General features: G+C 71.5%; 23 protein-coding genes. 9 read left to right on the top strand and 14 right to left on the bottom strand.

Annotated features, from left to right (window positions below; genetic code table 11):
* Positions 1 to 95: 95 nt before the first annotated feature.
* The 3 genes from D1J51_RS02280 to D1J51_RS02270 are packed head-to-tail and all read right to left on the bottom strand — an operon-like array spanning position 96 to position 3,021.
* Positions 96 to 1,022, bottom strand: a complete 927-nt coding sequence (locus D1J51_RS02280) for an AAA family ATPase (protein WP_119073519.1) — start codon at positions 1,020 to 1,022, stop codon at positions 96 to 98.
* Entirely contained in the window at positions 1,009 to 2,445 is a 1,437-nt protein-coding gene (locus tag D1J51_RS02275; RefSeq protein WP_119073518.1) for a Mu transposase C-terminal domain-containing protein, read from the bottom strand. Before D1J51_RS02275 ends, D1J51_RS02280 begins: the two co-directional genes overlap by 14 nt.
* Before the next feature lie 9 nt (positions 2,446 to 2,454).
* Complete coding sequence (locus D1J51_RS02270; RefSeq protein ID WP_119073517.1) at positions 2,455 to 3,021, bottom strand: recombinase family protein; 567 nt, start codon at positions 3,019 to 3,021, stop codon at positions 2,455 to 2,457.
* Between the two features lie 244 nt (positions 3,022 to 3,265).
* Between D1J51_RS02270 and D1J51_RS02265 the strand changes: the two genes are divergently transcribed.
* Genes D1J51_RS02265 through D1J51_RS02255 form a run of 3 tightly spaced genes read left to right on the top strand, consistent with a single transcriptional unit; the run spans position 3,266 to position 6,031 of the window.
* Positions 3,266 to 3,781: a PH domain-containing protein gene (locus tag D1J51_RS02265; protein ID WP_119073516.1), complete on the top strand. Its 516-nt coding sequence runs from the start codon at positions 3,266 to 3,268 to the stop codon at positions 3,779 to 3,781.
* The gene (locus D1J51_RS02260; protein WP_119073515.1) at positions 3,778 to 5,403 is read left to right on the top strand and encodes a PH domain-containing protein; all 1,626 of its coding nucleotides are present in this window, start codon (positions 3,778 to 3,780) and stop codon (positions 5,401 to 5,403) included. The genes D1J51_RS02265 and D1J51_RS02260 overlap by 4 nt, the downstream gene beginning before the upstream one ends.
* A 7-nt stretch (positions 5,404 to 5,410) precedes the next feature.
* A complete protein-coding gene (locus D1J51_RS02255) occupies positions 5,411 to 6,031 on the top strand; it encodes a TetR/AcrR family transcriptional regulator (protein WP_162903613.1) in 621 nt (206 codons plus the stop codon).
* Positions 6,032 to 6,490: 459 nt separating this feature from the next.
* On the opposite strand, the gene D1J51_RS02250 is transcribed toward D1J51_RS02255, so the two are convergent.
* Entirely contained in the window at positions 6,491 to 8,272 is a 1,782-nt protein-coding gene (locus D1J51_RS02250) for a DUF885 domain-containing protein (protein ID WP_119073513.1), read from the bottom strand.
* 148 nt (positions 8,273 to 8,420) lie between these two features.
* Here D1J51_RS02250 and D1J51_RS02245 point away from each other — a divergent pair, with 148 nt between their 5' ends.
* Positions 8,421 to 8,645, top strand: a complete 225-nt coding sequence (locus D1J51_RS02245; RefSeq protein ID WP_119073512.1) for a hypothetical protein — start codon at positions 8,421 to 8,423, stop codon at positions 8,643 to 8,645.
* A gap of 50 nt (positions 8,646 to 8,695) precedes the next feature.
* Here D1J51_RS02245 and D1J51_RS02240 read toward each other — a convergent pair whose 3' ends face one another.
* The gene (locus tag D1J51_RS02240; protein ID WP_119073511.1) at positions 8,696 to 10,288 is read right to left on the bottom strand and encodes an aminotransferase class I/II-fold pyridoxal phosphate-dependent enzyme; all 1,593 of its coding nucleotides are present in this window, start codon (positions 10,286 to 10,288) and stop codon (positions 8,696 to 8,698) included.
* 124 nt (positions 10,289 to 10,412) lie between these two features.
* Here D1J51_RS02240 and D1J51_RS02235 point away from each other — a divergent pair, with 124 nt between their 5' ends.
* Positions 10,413 to 11,327 carry a LysR family transcriptional regulator gene (locus D1J51_RS02235; protein ID WP_119073510.1) on the top strand — a complete coding sequence of 305 codons (915 nt, stop codon included), beginning with the start codon at positions 10,413 to 10,415 and terminating at the stop codon, positions 11,325 to 11,327.
* A gap of 5 nt (positions 11,328 to 11,332) precedes the next feature.
* Here the strand turns inward: D1J51_RS02235 and D1J51_RS02230 are convergent, their stop codons facing one another.
* The 6 genes from D1J51_RS02230 to D1J51_RS02205 form a co-directional block, all read right to left on the bottom strand.
* The gene (locus D1J51_RS02230; RefSeq protein ID WP_119073509.1) at positions 11,333 to 12,811 is read right to left on the bottom strand and encodes an MDR family MFS transporter; all 1,479 of its coding nucleotides are present in this window, start codon (positions 12,809 to 12,811) and stop codon (positions 11,333 to 11,335) included.
* A gap of 114 nt (positions 12,812 to 12,925) precedes the next feature.
* The gene (locus tag D1J51_RS02225) at positions 12,926 to 13,702 is read right to left on the bottom strand and encodes an amino acid ABC transporter ATP-binding protein (protein WP_119073508.1); all 777 of its coding nucleotides are present in this window, start codon (positions 13,700 to 13,702) and stop codon (positions 12,926 to 12,928) included.
* Positions 13,699 to 14,565 (bottom strand): amino acid ABC transporter permease, encoded by an 867-nt coding sequence (locus D1J51_RS02220; protein ID WP_119073507.1) that lies wholly within the window; start codon positions 14,563 to 14,565, stop codon positions 13,699 to 13,701. The genes D1J51_RS02225 and D1J51_RS02220 overlap by 4 nt, the downstream gene beginning before the upstream one ends.
* Before the next feature lie 21 nt (positions 14,566 to 14,586).
* Entirely contained in the window at positions 14,587 to 15,426 is an 840-nt protein-coding gene (locus D1J51_RS02215; RefSeq protein ID WP_119073506.1) for an ABC transporter substrate-binding protein, read from the bottom strand.
* A 116-nt stretch (positions 15,427 to 15,542) separates the two neighbouring features.
* The gene (locus D1J51_RS02210; protein WP_119073505.1) at positions 15,543 to 16,850 is read right to left on the bottom strand and encodes an amidohydrolase family protein; all 1,308 of its coding nucleotides are present in this window, start codon (positions 16,848 to 16,850) and stop codon (positions 15,543 to 15,545) included.
* A gap of 231 nt (positions 16,851 to 17,081) precedes the next feature.
* Positions 17,082 to 18,719, bottom strand: a complete 1,638-nt coding sequence (locus D1J51_RS02205) for an adenosylhomocysteinase (RefSeq protein WP_240422774.1) — start codon at positions 18,717 to 18,719, stop codon at positions 17,082 to 17,084.
* Between the two features lie 145 nt (positions 18,720 to 18,864).
* On the opposite strand from D1J51_RS02205, the gene D1J51_RS02200 reads away from it, so the two are divergent.
* Positions 18,865 to 19,191, top strand: coding sequence for a GNAT family N-acetyltransferase (locus D1J51_RS02200; RefSeq protein ID WP_119073504.1), 327 nt, complete (start codon positions 18,865 to 18,867; stop codon positions 19,189 to 19,191).
* Positions 19,192 to 19,199: 8 nt separating this feature from the next.
* Here D1J51_RS02200 and D1J51_RS02195 read toward each other — a convergent pair whose 3' ends face one another.
* Complete coding sequence (locus tag D1J51_RS02195) at positions 19,200 to 19,853, bottom strand: asparagine synthase (RefSeq protein ID WP_119073503.1); 654 nt, start codon at positions 19,851 to 19,853, stop codon at positions 19,200 to 19,202.
* A gap of 189 nt (positions 19,854 to 20,042) precedes the next feature.
* Here D1J51_RS02195 and D1J51_RS02190 point away from each other — a divergent pair, with 189 nt between their 5' ends.
* Both D1J51_RS02190 and D1J51_RS02185 read left to right on the top strand, forming a co-directional pair.
* A complete protein-coding gene (locus tag D1J51_RS02190) occupies positions 20,043 to 20,363 on the top strand; it encodes a DMT family transporter (RefSeq protein ID WP_119073502.1) in 321 nt (106 codons plus the stop codon).
* A gap of 1 nt (position 20,364) precedes the next feature.
* Entirely contained in the window at positions 20,365 to 20,772 is a 408-nt protein-coding gene (locus D1J51_RS02185; RefSeq protein WP_119073501.1) for a DMT family transporter, read from the top strand.
* Here D1J51_RS02185 and D1J51_RS02180 read toward each other — a convergent pair.
* The gene (locus tag D1J51_RS02180; protein WP_119073500.1) at positions 20,705 to 21,397 is read right to left on the bottom strand and encodes a metal-dependent transcriptional regulator; all 693 of its coding nucleotides are present in this window, start codon (positions 21,395 to 21,397) and stop codon (positions 20,705 to 20,707) included. The two genes, D1J51_RS02185 and D1J51_RS02180, sit on opposite strands and share 68 nt — an antisense overlap.
* Positions 21,398 to 21,470: 73 nt before the next feature.
* On the opposite strand from D1J51_RS02180, the gene D1J51_RS02175 reads away from it, so the two are divergent.
* Entirely contained in the window at positions 21,471 to 21,860 is a 390-nt protein-coding gene (locus D1J51_RS02175) for a DUF488 domain-containing protein (protein WP_119073499.1), read from the top strand.
* A 16-nt stretch (positions 21,861 to 21,876) separates the two neighbouring features.
* Here D1J51_RS02175 and D1J51_RS02170 read toward each other — a convergent pair whose 3' ends face one another.
* Positions 21,877 to 23,403, bottom strand: a complete 1,527-nt coding sequence (locus D1J51_RS02170) for a MocR-like pyridoxine biosynthesis transcription factor PdxR (RefSeq protein ID WP_240422772.1) — start codon at positions 23,401 to 23,403, stop codon at positions 21,877 to 21,879.
* Positions 23,404 to 23,479 lie beyond the last annotated feature (76 nt).

The following is a 23,479-nucleotide window of genomic DNA, read 5'->3' as shown; positions in this document are numbered from 1 at the left end:
GCAAATAAGTATCTATTTACGGGACACACCACTAGAAGCAGCGCCGCTGCCGAAGCTGTGACTTGCGACGTTAAATGTCGTGGTTCTCGCGTCGCTTATCGTCCGATCAGAAGTGCTTCCTGGGCTGCGTCGACGGCCTCCGGGGTGAGGCGTGTATGCCTGTTGATGTCGAGGATGCGGTTGACCTGGGTGACGAGCCGGTCGGCGAGGCGAAAGTTTCCGTTGGTTGCGCGGACGATCGCGGCGAGAGCTGCCGTGTGGGCGAGACCTGCATCATCCGGGTCGGGGTCCGGTAGGCACTGCGCGATGACGGCGGTGAGCTCGTCGCTGCGGAGGGGTCGGTATTCGTGAGCGAAGCCGATGCGGCTGTAGAGCTGAGGGTAGCGGGCGAGACGCTTCTCGATGCCGGGCATGCCAATGAGAATGACGCCCATTCGGTGGCGGTCGTAGAAATCGCGGACTTGTTCGAGGCCTGCGGTCTTGAGCCGGTCGGCTTCGTCGATGATGAGCAGTTCGGTGTTCCCGCTGTATTGGGATTCGGCGTGAACGTAGGGGTCGACGTGGCCGTGCTGGGCGTAGTCGATGGCCCAGGAGATGTGTTGGCAAGCGCGCGGCAAGCCTTGGTCGATCTGCTTGATAGTCGCGGCGACGGTAGGCGTAAAGAATGCCGTTCTGCTTTGCTGGACCGCCTCAGGGACGGGCGGCAGGGCGCCGGTGCTGCGTGAGAGGGGGTGCCATTGTTCCCATTCGTCGGTGCCGGCGTAGTGGCGGGCGGAGAGTGTCTTGCCGATCCCGGGTGGACCGTAGCAGAGGCCGATGTAGCGGTGCGAGCGAACGGTGTCTGCGAACTCTTTGAACCGGCGGTGCTCCCGCGTGGTCACGAAAGCGGGCCGCGTGTCTGCGTGGGGTGGTGGCGCTTCTTTGAATTCATCGAAATGGCCGCTGAGGAACCGGCGCCCGTCATCGCCCGGCTCGAAAAGGACGGAGATGGGTTTGCCGTCGTCTGGTTCAGTCGTTGGCATAGGTTCTCAATCCGTGTCGGGCCGGGGGTGGCGTTGCGCGGTTGGGTGCACTCTCCGGTACAGGCGCAACTTCGGGGCGGTGGCGGGTGTCTTCAGGTAGTGAGCCAGCGTGAGTGGTGAGCTCGCGGAGCTGCTGTTTCAGGGCGCGGCGTTGCTGGTTCCTCGCGGTTTGCAGATCGGTGAACGAGACGGTCTCTGAGGAGCGTTCGGGCGCGATCGCGCGACACAAAAATGCGTTGTCGTGGAACACTCGCACCTCGCCCAGGTCGCGGGGGTCGTATCGGACCGTGACCTCTTCGCCTACATACGCGGCGAGGACCGGTGAGATGTATCGGGTCGATGCGAAGCGGATCCCGTCGCGTTGCACACGTCGTGTTGCCGCAGCCGTCAGCAGGAGCGAGTCGAGGTCTTCCGGGTGAGCAGGCATCCGAGGAATGAAGCTGTCGCTCCGCCATCGTGCGTGAGGGGCTGCGCCGGTCGCTGAATGTGGTCGTTCGTTGTACTCGTTGACGATGAATCGCTCGAGCACGTCATCGAGTTGGTGCAAGGTCAGGCTGGGTTCGCTGACGGGTGCCCCGCCGGTGCCGTGCGGGATGAAGCCGGGCAGGTGTGGCAGCAGCTCGGTCGTGATCGTTCGGTAGAACCGTTCGATCTTGCCGCGCCCCTGCGGAACGCCAACCCGCGAGTAAATCATGCGCACGTGGAGGTCGAGGCAGACGTGTTCGATCCTGGTCGAGGTGAAGTCGGACCCGTGATCGCTGTAGAGGATGTCCGGGAGGCCCGACACCACCCACTTCGGGTTTCGTTTCCGAGCGACGGCCTGATGGAACGCCAGTGCGGACTGCTCGGCCGTGGGTGCTGAGACGCTGAGTGCGTAGCCGGCGATTGCTCGCGAGTAGTCGTCGAGCGCGATTGTGAGCCAGGGGCGGACGGGTTGCTGTCGGTCGTTGAGGATCATTACATCGAGCAGGGTGTGGTCCATCTGCCACTGCTCATTTGGCGCGGAGGTCGAGCGGCGGTAGACCAGCTCGAACCTGTCGCGATATGCGGCGTCCCCGCCGTCAGCGAGAGCCGTCAGGCCTGGGTCGAGCGAGTGCACGATCTCGCGGACCGTGGTGTATCCCGGGGCTGGCAATCCACGATCCCGGGCAATGTCACCGATGCGGCGGTGGATGTACGCGATCGTCGGCGCGGGCCGGCGCACAGCAAGCGCCTCGATTGCGGTGACCAGTCCGGCGGCAGTGCGCGTCGATCCCTTATCGCGGCGAGGGGCTCTCCCGAGCTGCCCCGTCTCCATTCGAGCTGCCCAGCGTTGCAGAGTCCGCACCGCAACTCCGGAGTGCTCCGCAAGCCGCGTCCACGGCACCCCATCCTGGTGTTGGCGCACAAGCTCGGCTTTCTGCCGGTCGCTGAGGTGCGCCATGATCCCTTGTCAGGCCCGCTCGACGTGCTCGGCCAAGTGCCGATAGATCGTGGGCCGGGACACCCCGAACGTGTCGGCGATCTCTTGGACGGTGTGGCCGCCCTCGTCATACATCGCCCAGGCTTGCCGAACTTTCGTCGGCGTCATCTTGAACTTCGGGCCACCCTTCCGCCCGCGTGCGCGGGCGGCCGCGAGACCATCATGAGTGCGCTCCACGATGAGGTCGTGCTCGAACTCCGCGATCGCAGCGAGCATGTGGAAGAACAAACGCCCACCCGGCGTGGTGGTGTCGATGCCCTGCGACAGGGCCCTTAACCCGACCCCACGCTGCTGAAGCTCGTCCGCGACTTGTTTGAGGTTCCGCACAGACCGGCCGAGCCGGTCAAGCTTCGTCACCACGAACGAGTCCCCCTCTCGCAGATATCCGAGGGCTTCCGTCAGCGCCGGCCTTTTCGCCAGGGTGCCGGATGCATGTTCCACGAAGATCTTGTCGCAACCCGCAGCTTCGAGCGCATCCGTCTGGCCGTTCGGATTCTGGTCTCGGGTCGAGACGCGCGCGTAACCGATCGTGGCCATGCCTCAGCGTATCGCGAACGCCGCGCGGTTTACATAGATCGCCGACACGAGTCATGAGACGCGACTCACCAGCCTGAGCGAGGAGAACATCGACTGACTCATTAACGGTCGTTTGCAAGCACCCGTGGGGCTGACCGGGATCGGCGGTCACACCGCAGGGCCAATGCCGCAGCCCGACGCCGAGCCCGCAGCAATACTTAGAACGGATGTACAAGAATTAGACCGATCGGTCTAAACTAGTCATATGGATACCATCGACGTGTACGGACCGCCCGACGCTCGCATGCGCCCGCCCGCGCTGCAGCTCGAGCGCAGGGCGATCCCGTGGTGGATGCTGCGCAACCTGCTGCTCTGCGGCATCCCCCTCACCGCGCTCATCGTCGCGGCCGCCCTGTGGGAGTCGCTGCGTGTCTGGCTCCTCGCGCCGACCATCGTCTTGGCGGTGCTGCTCGTCGTCACGGTGGCGCTCGAGCCCTTCTGGCGCTTTCGTGTGCACCGGTGGGAGATCACTGAGCGCGCGACGTACGCTTCGAACGGATGGCTCATCGTCGAGTGGCGCGTGGCGCCGACCTCGCGCATTCAGACCGTCGACGCGCTCCGCGGACCGTTGGAGCAGCTGTTCGGCCTGTCGACCTTGCGCGTGACGACGGCGTCTTCGTACGGTGCCATTTCGATCCGCGGACTCGACCGTGCTACCGCAGAGGAGGCCGCCGCGCGCCTCGCGATCGTCGCAGGGCTGGAGGAAGGGGACGCGACATGACCGCCGACGCCGTCGACGGCGCTCGCGCCGCCGGCACCGCGGATAGCGCGCCCGCTGCCACGGACGAGGTGCAGTGGCAGCGGTTGAGCGTGCGCGTGGTGTGGGTCGACATCGTCGTGAGCCTGCTCTCGCTCACCCCGACATCTGTCGCGGTATGGGGCTTTGGCGTGCCCGTGACCTTCGGCGCGCTCTGGCCGCTAATCTTCGTCGCGGTGTTCGGTGTGACCGGCGCCGTCTCCGACATCCTCAGGTGGGCGTTCACCTCATATCGGGTCACGCCGTTCGACATCGAGCGCCGCACGGGACTCTTCGTCCGACGCCACCGCACGCTGCACCGTGACCGCGTCCGCAGTGTCGACACTGTGGCGAAGCTCCGCCACCGACTCGCCGGACTACGCATCGTCACGGTCGGTGCCGGGCAGCAGACCGGCGCGGGGGAATCGGCGCTCGTACTCGACGCCCTGTCGAGAGCGGATGCCGCGGCCCTCCGCTCGCAGCTGCTCGACGCGGCGGCGCCGTGCCGCACGGCGACACCCGCCGCCAACGACAAGGAGACCGGCGCGCCCGCAGCATCCGACAATCTGCGGAACCCCTCGATCGAGAGCGTCGAGGTGTTCGCGACCTTCCGGCCACGGTGGGTCTTCTATAACATGCTCAACATCTGGGCTTTTCTTATGACGGCGGGCCTCCTATGGGGAGCGTTCTGGTTCCTCTCGTCGTTCGGCATCGACCTTTTCGGGTTCGTCGCGCGGCTCGCCGTCTGGGACGTGATCGGCTGGGTCGGCGTGACCCTCCTCGTGGTCGCGGCCGCCGGCCTCATCGGTGCGATCGGACTCGGCGTCACGTTCCTCCTCGGCTATTGGCGCTTCGAACTCGCGCGCACGCGCTCGGGCGAGCGCACCTACCTGCGCACCCGCCGCGGGCTGCTCAGCACCCGGGAGGTGAACCGGGACGAGTCGCGCATGCGCGGACTGACGATCTCGGAACCGGTGCTGTGGCGATGGATGGGTATGGCCGACACGAACATCATCACGACCGGACTCAACCTGTGGGACGCTGAGGAGCCCGCGGCGATCCTGCCCCGCGGTCCGATCTCGGTGGCGCGGCGCGTCGCCCGCGACGTTTTCGGAGCGGCGAACCCTTTCGAATCAGTGGTGAAGCGGCACCCGCGTAACGCCCTCCATCGTCGGCTCTGGTGGGCGACCGCACTGTCGGCGATCGCACCCCTCCTCCTCGCCGCGCCCGCGGTGACGGGCGTGATCCCGGCGTGGATTCCGTGGGCGACGCTCGGGTTCTGGCCGATCGCACTGGGCGCTGCGGTTATCGCCTACCGGGCACTCGGCCACACGATCGACGGCGACTACCTCGTCGTGCGGGGCGGGCTGTTCAGTCGCAGCACGTCCGTGCTGCGTCGCGACGCGGTCAGCACCATCGCCGTACGGCAGTCCGTACTGCAACGTCGCATCGGACTGTGCACCGTCTCGGCGATGACCGCGGCGGGCTGGTGCGCCTACGAGGCACCCGACGTGCCGATCGCAGACGGCATCGGCTTCGCCGACGACGCCGCGCCGGGGCTCCTCGATGGGGTCCTCGTGCGAGCGACGCCGTTCGGGCGGGGATGATGGGACGGTGCCGTCACCAGACCTCGCCTCGCGCACCTTCACCGAGAACGCGCGTCGCGCGCAAATAATCACCGCCGCGATCACGACGGTCAACGAGATCGGCTATCACCGCGCCTCGCTGTCCGAGATCGCGGTGCGCGCCGGCGTGGCCAAGAGCGCCATCGTCTACTATTTCGGCGCGCGGGACCGGCTGCTGCTGAGCGTCGTCGACCAGGTGTTCACGGACCTCGGTCAGGAGGTCGCGCAGGTCATCCTCGCCGAGACGAACCCCGTTACACAGCTCAAGGCCTACCTGCGCGCGTACCTCAACTACGTCGGATCGCATCGCGCCGAGGTGACCGCCGGAATCGAGATCGTGGTCGCACACCGCACAGAGGACGGCACCCCTCTCTATCTGACCGGCACCGAGGAAGACTCAAGAATCATTCGCGACATCCTCGCCGGAGGCATGGACGCCGGTGTTTTCCGACAGATGCCGCTGTCCGTTGCGGTCTCGATCGTCGAGGCAGTCCTCGACGTGGGTGTCACCGAGGTGCAGCGCGACCGCAGCGTCGACCTGACCCCATTCGTCGACGAGACCGTCGCGTTCGTCCTCCAAGGCCTCCGCGTCGAGCGCCGCGACACCTAAGCAGGCGGCAACCTCCGCGAAACATGTGACATTCACCGTCGCGATTCACAGCCGAAGCTGACACCACTTCTTTAAGTGGGCTCTTCATTGAGATCACTCCCCGGATCTTCTCGGAGGGGTCAGCTTTTGATCCCTCCACATTCCTCAGCTTACGCAACCTCTACTAAAAGTAGAACATCCAACTTGCTTTAATACTCCCTTTTCTCTCTCCCACCCTTTTAAGCCGCTCTCACGCATCCAGTAGCCCAGCGTCGCCGTCATCGCCGCGGCTCCCGTCGCAGACATGTCATCCGACTGCTGTAGCGCGAGCGCATGAGGCGCTCGGCGGTGGGCGCCGACTCCCCCGCGTGCAGCGGGCCGCAGCACGATGCGTACGGCGCGCCGCCGCCGCAGGGGCAGGGCCGCGCGCCGCCGCCGTTCACCACCCGCCCCGCGACGGGCTCGGGGTACGCCGCACGGTCACGCGCTCCCTCCTCGCAGCTCGCCGCGCAGGGCCGCCTGGAGCGTGTCCAGGCGCACCCCGCCGAGCGCGAGCGCCTCCCGGTGGAAGTCGCGGATGTCGAAGGGCGATCCCTCGGCCTCGGCGCGATCCCGAGCCTCGTCGCGCAGCGCCTCCCAGATGCGCTGCCCCACCTTGTACGCGGGCGCCTGTCCGCCCCAGCCGAGGTAGCGCAGCACCTCGAAGCGCACAAAGCCGTCGTTCATGGCGACGTTGTCGCGCATGAAGCCGAAGGCGTACTCGCCGTCCCAGACGCCCGCGCCGTCAGGCCGGCGCTTGCCGAGGTGCACGCCGATGTCGAGCACCACCCGGGCCGCACGCATGCGCTGGCCGTCGAGCATCCCGAGGCGATCCGCCGGGTCGTCGAGGTAGCCGAGCTGCTCCATGAGCCGCTCGGCGTACAGCGCCCACCCCTCCGCGTGCCCGGAGGTGCCGGCGAGCTGGCGACGCCACTCGTTGAGCAGTCCGCGGTTCACCACCGCCTGGCCGATCTGCAGGTGGTGCCCGGGCACGCCCTCGTGGTAGACGGTGGTGAGTTCGCGCCACGTGTCGAACTCCGTGACGCCCTCGGGCACCGACCACCACATGCGGCCCGGCCGCGAGAGGTCGTCGCTGGGGCCGGTGTAGTAGATGCCGCCCTCCCGAGTGGGCGCGATGCGGCACTCGAGCGCGCGGATCTCGGCCGGGATATCGAACTGCGCCGCCGCGGTGGCGGCACGGGTCGAGCTGACGGACGCCTCGCGTCCTCCCCGGAACCCGCCCGCCAGCTCCGCGACCGCGCGATCGCTCGTCTCCTGCATCCAGCGCTGCAGCGCGTCGGTGCCGCGCAGCTTCCGGGCCGGGTCGCGCTCGAGCTGCGCGACGGCCTCGGCGACGATGCCGGGTCGAGGATCGCCGCCCACGATCTCGGCGGCGACCCGCTGCTGCTCGGAGGTCATGCGCGCGAGCTCCTCGAGCCCCCACTCGTAGGTCTCGTCGAGGTCGACGCGCGCGCCGAGAAAGGCCTCCGAGGCGAGCTCGTAGCGCTCGCGGCCGAACGCGTCGGACGCCGGGGCGTGCGGGGCCAGCTCGCGCTCCAGGAACGACGCGAGATCGGTGTACGCCGACGACGCCGCGGCTGCGGCCGAGGCGAGCTCGAGCGAGAGCGCGGCGGGCGCCTCCCCCGCCGAAGCGGCGAGCCGGGCGAAGAATCCGGGATCCTCGACGGTTCCGGCCGTGCGCAGCGCCTGCGCGGCCACCGCCTCGACCTGCCGCGCGGCCGGCACGAGGCCGCGCGAAACGCCCTCCGAGAGGGAGGCGCGGTAGCCGGTGAGCGCGCCGGGCACCGCGCGCAGCCGGGCGGCCACCAGCTCCCAGCCCTCGGGCGAGTCGGTGGGCATGAGGTCGAAGACGTCGCGGATCTGCTGGGCCGGAGAGTCGATGACGTTGAGGTCGCGGAGCCGCTCCCCGGCATCGTGACGGGCGAGCGAGAGCCTCAGCTCCGCCGCGAGGTCGGCGCGCGTCACCGCGTCGACCCCGTCGGCCGCCTCGGACGCGACGAGCTGGGCGAGCGCGCTCCGCTCGGCTGCCGCGCGTCCCTCCGAGCCCTCCGGAGAGTAGTCGGCGAGGCCGCTGGTCGCGCGCCCGATGTACGTTCCGATCGCGGGATCGTGCGCGACGAGGGCATCGACCCACGCCTCGGCGACGCGATCCACCTCGGTTGGCCGGCGCCGATCCCGGTGCTGCTGGAGCTGTGCACTCATGGCCTCCAGCCTATGGGAGGGGCGTCCGCCGACCCTCAGCTCACGTGCAGCCCGGGGAGCCGGGGGCGGGCCTGCGCGGCGACGCCGGGGTTCCGGGATAGGATGGAGTCGGCGCGCCGCGCCCCACCGACAGCAGCGAGGAGACACCGTGAAGATCCGCACCCGCATCGCCATCGCCGTGACCGCAGCGCTCGCATCGGTCTTCGCGGCCGCTCCCGCGTTCGCCAACGCCGGCAACGACAGCGAGTCGATGTTCTCGACGGCCGGCGATCCGCTCGATATCGTCGCGATCTCCGTCGTCGGCGTCGTGCTGCTGGCGATCGTGCTGATCGGCTCGACCCTCATCGGCAACCTCTTCGTGAAGAAGAAGTAGCGCACAAGACAGACGCGAGGGGTCCGGCTCGCACCGGCGCCGGCGAAGAACTACCCCGCGGCGACGCGGATCCCCGAGACGCCGGGATCCACAGCCCCCCGCACGTAGCCGGTCGGCGAGGCCGCGACCGCCTGCAGGAAGGCGACCGTCTCGGCCGTGATCTCCTCGCCGGGCAGCAGGTTCGGGATGCCAGGGGGGTAGGCGGCCAGCGTGTCGGCGGACACCCGGCCGACCGCCGCGCGGGCGGGAACCACCTCGCTCGCCCCGAAGTAGGCGTCGCGCGGCGGCATGCGCAGCGCGCCGGGCTCGGGAAGCTCGGGGAACGCGGCGCCGGCGCCCTCGGGCCCCAGTCGCGCGGCCTCGCCGGCGACCTCGCCGAGCGCCGCCGTGAAGCGGTCGAGGTCGGGGGTGCGCAGCGCGCCGATCACGGCCACCACGCTCGTGGCCGTCGACATTTCGAGGTACACCCCGTGCTCCCGGATCATGCGCCCGCGCACCCAGTGCCCGCTGCGTCCGAGACGGGAGACGTCGATGGGGACGCGCAGCGGGTCGGTGGCGACGATGTCGGGGAACGCGTCAAAGCCGTCGCTGATGATCGAGAACCGCGCATCGCGGCGCAGCCGCTCGCGCAGCGCACCGGCGGCGCGGACCGCGGCCCCGATGCGCTCCTCGCCCACGACGAGCGCCCGCCTGGCCGCGTCGAGCGAGCCCATGAGCACGCCGCTCACGGAGGTCGACGCCGTCATCGAGAAGGCGCGCTCGACGAGCGGTTCGAGACGGTCGGCGAAGGGACCGTGGCCGAGGTGCAGCATGGCCGACTGGGTGAGGGATCCCGCGAGCTTGTGCGTGCTCGAGACCACGAGGTCCGCGCCGAGCCGCGCCGGCGACTCCGGCAATTCGGGGTGGAAGCCGAAGTGCGCACCCCAGGCGCCGTCGACGATGAGCGGGGCGCCGTGGGCGTGCACGACCTCGGCGAGGCCGCGCACATCGCTGACCGAGCCGAAGTAGCTGGGCGACACGACGTAGACGGCGGCGGCCGCGCGGCCCTCGCGCTCGGCGCGGGCGAGCGCCGCATCGAGCACGGCGGGCGAGAGGCCGTGCGCGATGCCGTGACGGCCGTCGATACTCGGGGCGGCGAAGGACGGGATCAGGCCGGCGAGCAGCACGCCGTCGGTGAGGCTCGAGTGCATGCTGCGCTGGATCAGGATCCGCTCGCCGAGTCCGCGCACCGCGATCGCCGCGGTGCGGTTGGCCTGCGAGGCGCCGTTGGAGAGGAACCAGGTGCGGCGGGCGCCCCAGGCCTCGGCCGCGAGGCGCTGGGCCTCGGCGAGTGCGGAGTCGTCGCCAAGGTCGATGCCGTCGATCATGAGCGGCACGTCGAGCCGCGCCACGCGCGGGCCGAAGAGATCCGCGATGTGCCCGCCCCCGTCCAGGGGATCGTTGCCGTGGCCGGGCACCATCATCGACAGCGGCCGGGACTCCCCGAAGCGCTCGAGCGCAGCCGCGTAGGGCGCCCGTCGCTGCTCGGGCGAGAATCGCCGCGAGAACGGGGCTCCGGCCGGGAGACGGATCTCGTCCACGACGGCGGCCGAGCCGTCTCCCTCAAGGCCTGCCTCCGCGGCTCTCGGATCCTCTTGCAGCATGCCGCCAGCATGCCGCAGGCGCGCAGCGGAGCGGAACCCCGCAAACACCTCCCTGGAACCATATACTGTATGGAGCAAGGCGGGCCGCCAGGGCGGCCCCGTTCCAGCAGAACCGGGGGCACGCATGATCGATCTCCGTCAGCTCCAGGCGCTCGGCGCCGTCGCGGCCGAGGGCTCGGTGGCCCGCGCCGCCACCCGGCTCGGGTGGAGCCAGCCCACGGTCGACTACCACCTGCGCAACCTCGACCGCCTCGTCGGCGCCGACCTCACCGTCCGCAGCACCCGGGGCAGCAGGCTCACGGCCGCCGGCGGCCTCATGCTCGAGCGCGGCCACGAGATACTCGGCCTCGCCGAGCGCGCGCTCACCGACGTCCGCGACCTCGCCCAGCTCGGCAGGATCCGGCTGCGCTTCGGCACCTTCCCCACCGCGGCCTCGCGCCTGCTGCCGGGCATCGCCGGTCGAGTGGCCGAGCTCGGGATCGAGCTCGACACGACCCTCGAGGAGCTCGCCCCGCTGGTCACGCGCGTCAATCAGCACACGCTCGACGCCGCCCTCGTCTACGCGGCGGGCGGATACCAGCTGCCGTTCCGCTCCGAGGTGCACACCACGCACCTCTTCACGGACCCCATGCTCCTCGCGCTGCCCGCCGCGCACCCGGCGGCCGAGCACCGCAGCTTCGACCACGAGGCGCTGCTCTCCCTCGCGGGCGACAGCTGGGTGATGGGGTCGACACCGGGCGACACGCTCGACGATCTCGTGCACGAGGTGTTCCAGGCCGAGGGGCACAGGATCGAGGTGGCCATCCGCACCGACGACTACTCGGTGGTGCTCGGGCTCGTCGCCGCGGGGATGGCGGTCGCGCTCGTACCGAGCCTCGTGGGCAACCAGCACGCCGAGGGAGTCGTGCTTCGACCCATCGATGATCCGCGATTCGCGCGCGAGCTGCTGCTCGCGGCCCCCGCCGGACCGGGCGGACCGTCGGCGGCCGTGCGCCAGCTCGCGGAGGCCGTGCGGCGCTCCATCAGCGCGCTCGGCTGAACGGGTCAGTGCCCCGCGGGGCCGCCCTCCTGATCGACGGGCTTCTTGACGAAGAAGGCCAGCACGACCGGCACGAGTGCGATGCACGCCGCGGTGAGGAACGCCGCGTTCGCGCCGGGCTCGCCGGCCGCGGCGGTCGACAGCCCCTCGGCCTCGCCCGAGCGCAGCGACGTCGAGTAGATCGAGATCAGCACCGCCGTTCCCGCGGCGCCCCCGACCTGCTGCAGGGTGTTGAGCACGGCCGAGCCGTGGGAGTAGAGCGACCGGTCGAGCGAGCCGAGCGACGCCGAGAACAGCGGCGTGAACGAACCGGCGAGGCCGAGCGACATCATGATCTGCACGATCACGAGGAACCAGGTCGGCGTGTGCTCGCCCACCGTCGAGTAGATGAACATCGAGGTCGCGATCAGGATCGTGCCCGGCACGAGCAGCGTCCTCGGACCGCGGAGGTCGTAGACGCGCCCCATGACCGGGCCCAGGAGGCCCATGAGTAGCGATCCGGGCAGCAGCACGAGACCCGCCGCCGTCGGCTCGAGGCCGGCGACGTTCTGCAGGTACAGCGGCAGTAGCGAGAACGTGCCGAACATCGACAGGGCGACGACGCCCATGATGATGACCGCCACGACATAGTTGCGCGACGCGAACACGCGCAGGTCGAGCAGCGCGTCGTTCCTCCTCTGCAGCGCCAGCTGGCGCCACACGAACAGCACCAGGAACACGGTCCCGCTCGCGAGGACGACCCACGGCAGCGCGCCGCGCGGCGCGCCCGCAGGCCCGCCCTCCCCTCCGCCGAGCTGGCTGAGGCCGAAGACGATGCCGCCGAAGGCGACGGCCGACAGGATGATCGACAGGACATCGATGGGCGCCCGGCTGGTCTCCCCCAGATTCGTCATCCACTTCGCGCCGAGGAGCAGCGCCACGACCGCGATCGGGAGGATGATGCCGAAGAGCCAGCGCCAGCCCAGCTGGTCGAGCACCAGGCCGGAGAGCGTCGGCCCCGCGGCCGGCGCCAGGCTCATGACCAGGCCGACGCGCCCCATCATGCGGCCCCGAGAGCGCGGCGGCACGACGTTCATCATCGTGGTCATGAGCAGCGGCATCATGATGCCGGTTCCGGCCGCCTGCACGATGCGGCCGAGGAGCAGCATCGTGAAGCCCGGGGCCAGGAGGCAGATCGCCGTGCCGGCCACGAACGAGATGATCGCGGCCAGGAAGACCTGTCTCGTCGTGAAGCGCTGCAGCAGGAACCCCGTCGTGGGGATCACGACGGCCATCGTGAGCATGAAGGCGCTCGTCAGCCACTGGCCTAGCTCGGGCGGGATCCCGAGAGCCGCGTTCAGCGCGGGAATGGCGATCGCCATCGTCGTCTCGTTGAGAATCGCGACGAAGGCCGCCACGAGCAGCAGCCAGATCACCCGCATGCCCGCGGGGTCGATCCCGTCCGTGCGCGCGGGTACCCGCACCGCGGCAGTATCAGTCGTCACGTAGCACACTCCTTGAGCAGATGGGGCGGCCTCCACCCGGATCTCGCAGAGGATCCGCCGGAGGCAGACGAGTTACATTACACCCGTCCCCTTGCGCAGCGCAAGCGGCGCGCGTCACGCACTGAAGGGGTCGCGCAACCGGCGCAGGAACTCCCGCGTCTCCTCGCGCTCCGGCCGCTCGAAGATCTGGGCGGGCGGTCCCGACTCGACGATCACCCCGTCCTTCAAGTAGACCACCCGGTCGGCCACGCGCCGCGCGAACGACATCTCGTGCGTCGCCATGACGATCGTCGAGCCGGACGTCTTGAGCTCTCGCACGAGGTCGAGCACCTCGCCGACGAGCTGCGGATCGAGCGCGCTCGTGATCTCGTCGAGCAGCAGCAGCTCCGGATCGGTCGCGATGGCGCGCGCGATCGCGACGCGCTGCTGCTGACCTCCGGAGAGCCGGTCGGGGTACTCCCCCGCTTTGTCGCCGAGCCCGATGCGCGACAGCAGCGCGAGCCCCGTCCGCTCCGCCTCCGCCCGCGGGGCCCTGAACACCTTGCGCGACGCGAGCGTCACGTTGTCGAGCACGTTCATGTGCGGGAACAGGTTGTAGTGCTGGAACACCACGCCGATGCGGGCCCGCACCCGGTCCGCGTCGGCCCGCGGATCGGTGATGTCCTGGTCCCCCAGCAGGATCCGTCCGTCGTCGACCTGCTCGAGCAGGTTGATCGTCTTGAGCAGCGTCGACTTGCCCGAGCCCGATGCGCCGATCAGCACGACCACCTCGTGGCGGTCGACCGTCAGATCGATGCCGCGCAGCACCGGGTGCTCGCCGAAGCGCTTGTGCACCCCCTGCACGTCGAGGACGGGGAGAGACGCGGGATCCCGCACCGTCGCCTCGCTCATACCGTGCCCCCCATCTGCTCGCGCCGCTGCGCGCGAGCCGTCATCCAGTCGGTGAGGCGGATGAACGGCCATGCCAGCAGCACGAAGAGCACGCCGGCGAGCACGTAGGGCGTGAAGTTGTAGCTCGAGGCCACCTCGATCTGCGCCGCGCGCACCGCGTCGACCGCGCCGAGCACCGAGATGAGCCCGACGTCCTTCTGCATCGACACGAAGTCGTTCATGAGCGCCGGGGTGACCTTGCGCACCGCCTGCGGCAGCACCACGAGGCGCAGCGTGCGCCCGTGGCTGAGGCCGAGCGACCGCGCCGCCAGCCGCTGCGACGGGTGCACGGCGTCGATGCCGGCCCGCAGCACCTCTGCGACATACGCCGAATAGCAGAGGATCAGCGCGATCGTGCCCCAGAACTGCGCGGGCACGCGTCCCGTGAGCCCGAGCCCCGGGATGCCGAAGCCCACGAGGTAGAGCACGAGGAGCACCGGGATGCCGCGGAAGACGTCGGTGTAGCCCGAGGCGAGCAGCCGGATCGGCGTGAACACGGCGCCCTTGAGCGTGCGCGCGACCGCGAGCAGGGTGCCGAGGATCGCGACGCCCAGCGCCGCGACCACGAGCACCTGGACGTTGAGCCAGAGCCCCGTGATGACGCGCGGGAACGACTGGATCGCCATCTGCGGGTCGAAGAAGGTCTCGCGCACGCGATCCCACCCCGGGCTGCTCACCAGCACGAGCGCGATCACCGCCGCGAACACGAGCGTGCTGACGACGCTGACGAGGATCGAGCGCCGCTTGCGCGCACGACGATACTCGCGCCGTTCGAGCTCGATCTGGGACGGCTCGAACGGCACGGCTCCGGCTGCTGCGGTCACGCGGGTCTGCTTCGGGATCCGCTACTCGAGCACCGGGGCGCCCTGGTCCGTCAGCCACTTCCGCTCGAGCTCGGCGAGCGCGCCGTTCTCGCGGAGCGCGTCCACCGCGGCGGTGACGTCGGCCGTGAGCGGGGAGCCCTTGGGCAGCAGGAAGGCGAACTCGTCGCCGCCCTGCTCGGACCCCAGCTGGCCCACGATCACGCCGTCGTCGAGCTGCGCGTCGCGCACGTAGAACGCCCCCGGCAGATCGGTGACGAGCGCGTCGATCGTGCCGTTCTGCAGTGCCGCGACGGTGTCGTCGACGCTGTTGAAGACCTGCAGCTGCTGGTTCGGGGCGATGACGGCCTCGGCGACCGCGAGGGAGGTGGTGCCCGAGGCGACGCCGATGACGACGTCCTTGAGGTCGGCGATGCTCTTCGCCTCGGCGGCCGGGGTGCCGCTCGCGGCGACCACGGCCTGGCTGGTCACGTAGTAGGGGGACGAGAAGTCGACGGCCTTGGCGCGGTCCTCGGTCACCGAGAACTGCTGGATGTTGAGGTCGAAGTCCTTCGGGCCGGGGGCGATCGCCGAGTCGAAGCTCGTGCGCACCCACTCGACGTCGCCCTGCGCGTACCCCATCTTCTCGGCCACCGCGTAGGCGACGGCCGCCTCGAAGCCCTCGCCGCTCTCGGGGGCGTCGTTCAGCACCCAGGGAGCGTAGGCGGGCTGCCCGGTGGCTATCGTCAGCTTGCCCGGGGTGATCGTCGCCGACCCCGAGGCGCCGGAGCCGTCGGAGGAGGAACCGCCGGTGCATGCCGAGAGGGCGAGCAGCGCTGCGGCGCCGACGGCGACCGCCGACGCGAGGCGGGAGGTGCGGGACATGGAGGTTCTCCTTCTCCGTGACGTACGGGATCCGATCGCGCGGCGGATCCCGCGCATGCCGGTGTTCATTCTACGGCGCTTCGGGTGCGCACACGCGACGCACGGGTCGCACCGGGTCACGGGGAGCGATCCTCGCCCGCCACCACCGTGCGGCGCGCCCGGCCCGCGCCGTCCTCCACCAGCTCGATGAGCGCGGCGTCGGGATCCCGCGCCTGCACGTCGAAGCACGCGAGGTCGGCGACGGCTCCCACCCCCAGCTGGCCGATGCGCTCGCGCCCCACGTGCAGTCCGAGCGCCGCGGCTCCCCCGAGGGTGGCGGCCGTGAAGAGGCGCTGATGCAGGTCGTCGCCGCGGTAGCCCTGCGCACGGGCCACCCGATGGAGCACCGCGACGTCGGCCAGCAGATCGAGCGAGGGGGAGGACGACAGCGAGTCGGTGCCGACCGCGACGAGGTTGCCCTCGCGCAGGTAGGCGGCCACGGGCGGCATGTCGAGGCCGATCACCTCGTTGGATCGCGGGCACAGCGCCACGCTCGCGCCGCGGGCGCGCAGCAGCGCGCGATCCTCGGCGCTCACGTACACGCCGTGCGCGATGTGGCAGTCGGGCCCGAGCACCCCGAGGTGGTCGACGAACTGCGTCGAGGAGACCCCGATGCCGTGCGAGCGCAGCGCGCGGAAGCTGTCGGCGCCGAGCTCGGGCCAGCCGCCGTGCCCGCCGGGTCCGGCCCCGGCGTAGCCGTCGATGCCGTCGAACTCGCGCTCCATGTGCGCCTCGGCGAGGTGGATGTGCAGCCGCAGCCCCTCCTCGCGCACGATGTCTGGCAGTTCGAGCAGCGGCTGCACCTCGAGCGAGTAGGGGGCGTGCGGCGACACCCCGGCGCCGGGGGGCGTGGGGATGCTCCGGATCTGATCCCGCACCTCCTCGCGCGCGGCGGCGTCCCAATCGGCGTTGCTCGCGCCGTACACCTCCCAGTAGGCGATGCCGTGCATGCCCGCGTCGTGCAGGGCGCCGAGCGCCTCCCGGTCGGTCACCACGTCGGCCGCCGCCGTCACGCCCGCGGCGAGGCTCAGGCGTGCGCCGTCGGCGGCAGCCGCGGCCCAGTCGTGATCACCGCGCGCGTACGCCAGATCGAAGGCGTCGCCCCAGTCGTCGAAGCCCCCGTAACTGCGCGCGGCCACCTCGGACATGCGCGTGTACTGCAGGTGGGTGTGCGCGTTGACCAGTCCCGGCGCGAGCACCCCGTCCCAGTGCTCCTCGCGGAAGCTCGCGCCCCTCGCCTCAAGCGCGTCGAGCACCCAGCGGCGGTCGCCGACGTGCAGGATGCGCCCGTCGCGCACCGCCACCGCGCCGTCCGGGATGCGGGGGCTCGTCACGGGGAAGACGAGGGACGCGCTGTAGACGACGATCTGCGGTTCGATGCTCACCCGTCGATTCTAGGGTTCCGTCCCGCGCCACCGTGCACCCGGGCCACCCCGCCGCGCTGCCCCCGCCGGGCCGCCCCCGCCGGGCCACCCCGATCCGTGTGCGCCTTTCGGACGCTTCCCGACGAGGCGAGCCGCCGAAAGGCGCACACGGATCGGGCGCGGCGGCGGTAGCGGGGTGTTCGGGTGCCGCCGGTCGAGCCCGGCGTCGGGTGCGGGTGCCTGCGAGCGGCGTCAGGCGCCGGGGGCGCGGTAGCGGTGCACCGTCCAGGGCTGCGCCGCGCCGCCCGGGCGGGCCGCGGCGCGCGCGGGATCCGCGGCCGCCGCGCGGGCCGCGAGCGCCGCACGCGCGACCAGGTGCTCGTCCTCGGCCGGCAGGGCGTGCACTCCGGCCGGCAGGTCGTCGCGCGCGAGGCGCACGAGCGCCGCGAGCTGCGTGGCGAACGACAGGTCCATCACCTCGATCGGGTTGCCCTCGGCCGCCGTGTAGTTGACGCCCCCGCCGCCCGCGAGCACGATCGGCCCGCGCGCCGCTCCCGGCGCGACCCACTCCTCCGTTCCCGGCGCCGCCGGAACGCGCCGCCATCCCGCGGCGCGCAGCTCGTCGAGCGCCAGCTCGTCGTCGATGCCCCCGGCGACGGCGACGGCGGCGCCGGGCCGCAGCAGCGCGAATCCGGCCGCGTCGAGCGTGTGCCAGACGCCGGTCGCGCTCACCACGACATCGGCGGCGGGGAGCGCCTCCTTCGCCTCTCGAGCCTCGAAGCCGTCGTGCACCGCCGCGAGCGCCCGCACGGGATCCCGCTCGACGACCGTCACCAGGGCGCCGAGCGCGGCCGCGAAGCGCGCGGTCCCCACCCCGACGGGCCCGTAGCCGATCACGACCCAGCGGGTCCCCGCGGCACCGCGATACCCCGCGCCGACGGCCCCCGGCGCGCCCCAGCCCGCGGCGTCGAGCAGGTCCGTCACCGCCAGCACGCACGACTGCCCGGTGCCGACGAGGTTGTCGAAGCCGGTCTTGGTGCGCGCGTCGTTCACCGCGATCACCGGGATGCGCAGCTCGCCCGCCGCCGCCATCTCGCGCAGGGGGCGCACCCCGCTCGTCGTCTCCTCCGCCGCGCCGCGCAGGCGCCCGAGCGCCGCGGTCCGCCCGGTGTGGGCGAGACGGATGAGGTGCGCACCGTCGTCGACGAGGTAGTCCGGACCCCAGTCGAGCGTCGCCGCGGCGTTCTCGGCGTCGATGCGCTCCGGGATCCCTCCCGCGCCTCCGGCGGTCGGAGCGAAGACGCGCACGCGGCCGGTCGCGGCGAGCGCCGCCGCGACCTCCGGGTCGGTCTCGGAGGCGGCGCTGAACACGGCGACCTCGCAGCCCGCGTCGGCGAGGGCGAGCGAGAACGCCGCCGTCTTGGGCTCGAGCACCAGGCTCACCGCGAGGCGGGGCGGCTCGGCGCGGGCCGGGCTCAGCGAGGCGGCGAGCGACCCGGCCAGCGCCGCCGTCGCGCGCATGCCCCGGGCCGCCCAGGCGATCCGCGCCTCCGCGTCTTCGGCCCGCGGCGACCGCACGCCGCCGTCGCACCCGACGACCACCGCGCCGAGCGGAGACGCCGGATCCGCGGGCCGCGCGGGCCCCGCGAGAGGCGTGCACCCGGCTGCGGCATCCACGAACACGAACCCGGCGGGCCGGCCGACGCTGTCCTCGAAGCGCGCCCCCATGCGCGCGAGCGCGTCGCGAAGCCGTCCGCCCACCGCCTCGCTCGTCACATCGATCCGGGCGACGCCGCCGGCGATCAGGCGATTCCCGGCCCGGGCCGCCGCCCGGATCATGCGCTCGACCACGAGGTCGGGAGCGGGTCGCTCGCTGTCGTGGCCCTGCATGCTCCGAGGATATCGGAGCGCGCGGCGCACACGGGGGCGACGATGTGCGACGCACCGGGATCGAGCTCGTCCCGCGCCGGTGCCCGCGGCGCGGTTTCGACGCAACCCTCTCCCTCCGTGCGGTCCTCCGGTCTAGGCTGACGCCATGTCGAGATACCTGGATGAAGATCAAGCCGCCGCCGACGACCTCCGCATCGTGCACGAGCCCGAGCAGCACCGCTACGCCGTCTACCGGCGCACGGCGGACGAGGACCGGCTGGTCGGCGAGGCCCACTACTCGCTGCTGGGCGACGAGGTCATCGACTTCGATCACACGCTGGTGCTGCCCGAGCTGCGCGGCACGGGGCTCTCGGGCCTGCTCGCGCGGCGGGCTCTCACGGGAGACGCGATCGGCGAGCGGCGCGTCAACGCCTCCTGCTGGTTCATCGAGGGGTATCTCGCCCGCCATCCGGAGCTGCTCGAGCGCGAGTAGCCCCCGGCTCAGGCGCTCCCGCGGTCCTTGCGCCTCGTCTTGCGCGTCTTGCCGGGCCCGCCGCCCTGCTGCCGGATGAGCTCGGTCAGGTCCTTCTCGATGAGCTGCTGGATGCGACCCTCGCGCGCGCTGCGGTACTCGTCGCTGTCGCCGCCGCTGTAGTAGGGGTGCGACGCGCGCTCCTTGAGCGAGTCGCCGATCTCGTGCCAGGCCATGCTCCGCGCGCGCTCCCCGGTGTCGCGCAGGTAGCCGTCGTCGCCGGCCCGGGCCCGCAGTTCCTCGGCCACGCGTTCGTACACCTCCTGCCGGTGGCGCAGCGTGCGGTTGTCGTCGTTGCCGTAGTCCGACTCGCTCCACGAGCTGCGACCGGTGCTGCGGATCTCCTCCCGCATGCGCGAGATGTGTCCCGCGTCCCGCTCCCGCTCCCGAGCCAGGTCCTCCGTCGCCGCGCGCACCATCTCGATGATCTGCGCTTCGTTGTAGTCCACGTGCCGCTTGAGGGCGTTCATAATGATGGCGTTCTTCACGGTCATGCGCACGGCGACGTCGGCCACGAGCAGGCCCTGCTCCACGATCTCCTCGACCGGGGCCAGCACGCGCCTGGGCAGACGGCGCTGTGTGCGAGCGCCGCCGCGCTTGCGTTTCTTCGACCAGCCGAACACCGCTCTCCTCACCCGGCGCCTCGCACCATTCCCACCATTATCGCGCATGACGGACCGCCGCGAGAGCCCGAATCGGCCGGTCGGGGCGGGTGCGGCGAAGATGTGCGAGACTGGAGACCGACCCCGCAAGCAGGGGTGCGGACGAGGGAGCAGTACCCGCACGCTGACGACTGCCGGAGAGATGGTGCCGTGTCGCTCGCGTGGATCGTGCTCGTGCTGAGCGGAATGCTCGAGGCGGTGTGGGCCACCGCGCTCGACGCCTCGAAGGGCCTCCGCCGGTTCCGGCCCAGCGCCCTGTTCGTCGTCTCGCTCGTGGCGAGCATGGCGGGCCTCTCCTTCGCCTTGGAGGAGATCCCGGTCGGTACCGCGTACGCGGTGTGGGTCGGGATCGGGGCCGTGCTCACCGCGGCGTGGGCGATGATCACGCGCAAGGACCGCGCCACGGTGCTGCGCGTCGCGCTGCTGATCGGGCTGATCGGCTGCGTCGTCGGCCTCAAGGCGGTGAGTTGAGATGGCGGAGGACGCCGGGAAGCGACCGAAGACCGCGACGACCGCGCAATGGCTCGTGCTGCTCGCGAGCGCCGCACTCGAGGCCGTCTGGGCGGTCGCGCTCGACGAGTCGCGCGGCTTCACCGTGCTGCCTCCGACGGTCGTGTTCTGCGTCGCCGTCGCGCTGAGCATGGTGGGCCTGGGCTACGCGATGGTCGGGATCCCGGTCAGCGTCGCCTACGCCGTCTGGACGGGGCTGGGCGCGGCGCTCACCGTGGGCGCGTCGATGCTCATGGGGCGCGAGGATCCCTCGCCCCTGAAGCTGCTGTTCCTCGCGGGCATCGTCGGCTGCGTGATCGGCCTCAAGTTCGCGAAGGGCCCGGCTCCAGCGCCACCCACACCGAAGACGACGCGGCCGGCCCGAGGCTGACGGGAGGCTCCGAGTCCTCCACGCGCACGGTCACGGTTTCGGAGTAGGGGTCGCCGGGCAGCACGTCGAGCTCGGCGTCGACGACGAGGCCGCGGCTCGCGAAGTACTGCAGCATCTCGTTGTCGGCGTCCGAGATGCGCTCCACGCGCACCCGGCACGGCGCCGGCGCCTCCGCGAGGATCACGGCTTCGGGCCGGTGCACCCGGCCGTCGGCGCTCGGGATCGGGTCGCCGTGGGGGTCCCGGCTCGGGTAGCCGAGCACCCGGTCCACGCGGTTGATGAGCTCGTCCGAGACGGCGTGCTCGAGTCGGTCGGCCTCCTCGTGCACCTCGTCCCACTCGTAGTCGAGCCGCTGCACGAGAAAGGTCTCGAGCAGACGATGGCGGCGGGTCATGGAGACGGCGTGCTGACGCCCCAGCTCGGTGAGCGTGACGCTGCCGTAGCGGGCGTGGCCGATCAGGTCGAGTTCGGAGAGCTTGCGCAGCGCATCGGACACGGTCGAGAGGCGCACTCCCGCCGCCTCCGCAATGGCCGAGTTCGACACGGGCTCGTCCGACCACTCCTGCAGCCCCCAGATCACCTTGAGGTAGTTCTGCATGCCCGGCGAGATATCGTCAACGCTCACCCCGCTAGGGTACCGCCTCCGTTCCCCCGACGGAGCGCTGGCGCTCCGGGCCGCGCGGAGAGACACTGGAGGCGTGGAGGTCAGGGTCAAGCGCGTGTACGAGCCGGCGGAGCCCGGCGACGGCTTCCGGGTGCTGGTGGATCGGCTCTGGCCCCGGGGCGTGTCGAAGGAACGGGCCGGGCTCGACCTCTGGGACAGGGAGGTGGCGCCGAGCAGCGGTCTGCGCAGGGCCTTGCACGCCGACCCCCGGGCGCACGACCCCGAGCGCTTCGACGCGTTCGCCGCCGACTACCGCGAGGAGCTGGCCTCCGGCCCGGCCGCCGAGGCCCTCGACCGCCTGGTCGGGCTGGCCCGCGAGCACTCCCCGCTCACCCTGCTCTACGGCGCGAAGGACAAGCGGGTGAGCCACGCGGTCGTGCTGCGCGAGGTCCTCCTGGAGCGCCTGGGCCGGGCCGCGCGCTGAGCCGGCCGCGCCATCCCTACTCGCCCTCCGCGAGGATCGCGCGCAGCCGCTCGATCGCGGCGCCGAACTCCTCCCCGTCCGGACCGCCCATGCCGAGCACGAGACCGGCCGTGCGGCCGGGTCGGTGGTGCTGCCAGTACGCGCCGAGGGCGGCGACCCCGAGCCCGTTCGGGAGGCCCGGCGCGGGTGCGGCCGCCCTCGCGACGGCCTGCGCCTCGCGCTCCCGCGCGGCCCCGGGGGGTCCGCCGAGCTCGATGACGGCGTGCAGCCCCCCGCTCATCGGCCGCACCCGCGCTCCGGCGACGCCCGCGAAGCGCTCCGAGATCAGGTCCCGTCGCGCGGCGTGCCTGCGGCGGACCCGCGCGATGGTGCGGCGCAGCTCGCCGCTCGCGAGGTACTCGGCCAGCGCGAGCTGCACCACGGCCGACACGGGCGAGCCGAGGTCTCGCCGCACCGGTTCGAGCAGCGCGCGCAGCTGCTCGGGGGCGAGCAGGAAGCCGGCGGCGAGCGCCGGCGTCACCGTGCTCGAGAACGTGCCGAGCGTCACCACCGAGCCCGAGACGGGGTCGTCGAGCGCGGCAAGGGCGGGCAGCGGGCTGCCGACGTGGCGCAGCTCGGAGTCGTAGTCGTCCTCGACGACCACGACGCCCGTTCGCCGGGCCCAGTCGAGCAGCTCCCGCCGTCGCGGCAGCGGCAGCGAGCCGCCGACGGGGTACTGGTGGCTCGGCGTCACGATGACGAGATCGAGCACCCCCGACGGCAGCCGGTCGGTGCGCAGGCCGTCGGCGTCGACGGGCAGGGAGACGATGCGGGCGCCGTGACGCGCGGCGACGCCGCGCAACGACGGGTAGCCCGGATCCTCGACCCCCACGACCAGGTCGTTGCCGCGCGTGGTGCCGAGCGCGGTGAGCAGCAGGCCGAGCCCCTCGCGGGTTCCGGCGGTGACGAGCACGTCTCGAGCCGGTCGGGCGGTGCCGCGCACGAGCCTGAGGTGCTCGGCGAGCTCGGCGCGCAGTCGCGGGTCGCCCGGTGCGGGCGGACGCCGATCCGCCCGGGCGGCCGCGCTCCGCCACGCCGCGCGCCAGGCGGGGCGCTCGGCGGCGTCGGTGATGGGCGCTCCGGGTGCGAGCGGGGGCCGCGACGCCGGATCCGCGGCCCCGAGCCCGGCCGGGTCGGGAGGGTCTCCGCCGGCCGCCGCGCGCGGGGCGGCACCGGCCCGGGATCCGCCTTCGCCCGCGGGCGCTCCCCCCTCCGCTGCAGACCCGGGCGCGAGATCCGGGTTCACCACGGTGCCGCGCCCGCGCTCCGCCCGCAGGTACCCCTCGGCGATCAGCTGCTCGTATGCGGAGACGGCGACGCCGCGGGCCACCCCCAGCCGGCCCGCGAGTCTCCGCGTCGCCGGCACCTCCTCGCCGGGGCGCAGCGCGCCCGAGTCGATCACCTCTCGCAGCGCGGCCGCGAGCTGCACGGGGAGCGGAGCGCCCATTGCGCGGTCGAGATGCACCGGGAACTCGGCGGGGGCTCGGAAGGGGCGCGCGGTCACGCCCCCAGTCTGGCAGCACGGCGTGAATTGGTCCACTTGAAGTATCGCAAAATGGATCTTGTGATGAACCATGGGG

This window comes from Leucobacter sp. wl10 (assembly GCF_003569785.1).
Lineage (GTDB): Bacteria > Actinomycetota > Actinomycetes > Actinomycetales > Microbacteriaceae > Leucobacter.
The sequence above is the reverse complement of the archived record's forward strand: the minus strand, read 5'-3'. Positions and strand labels throughout refer to the sequence as shown.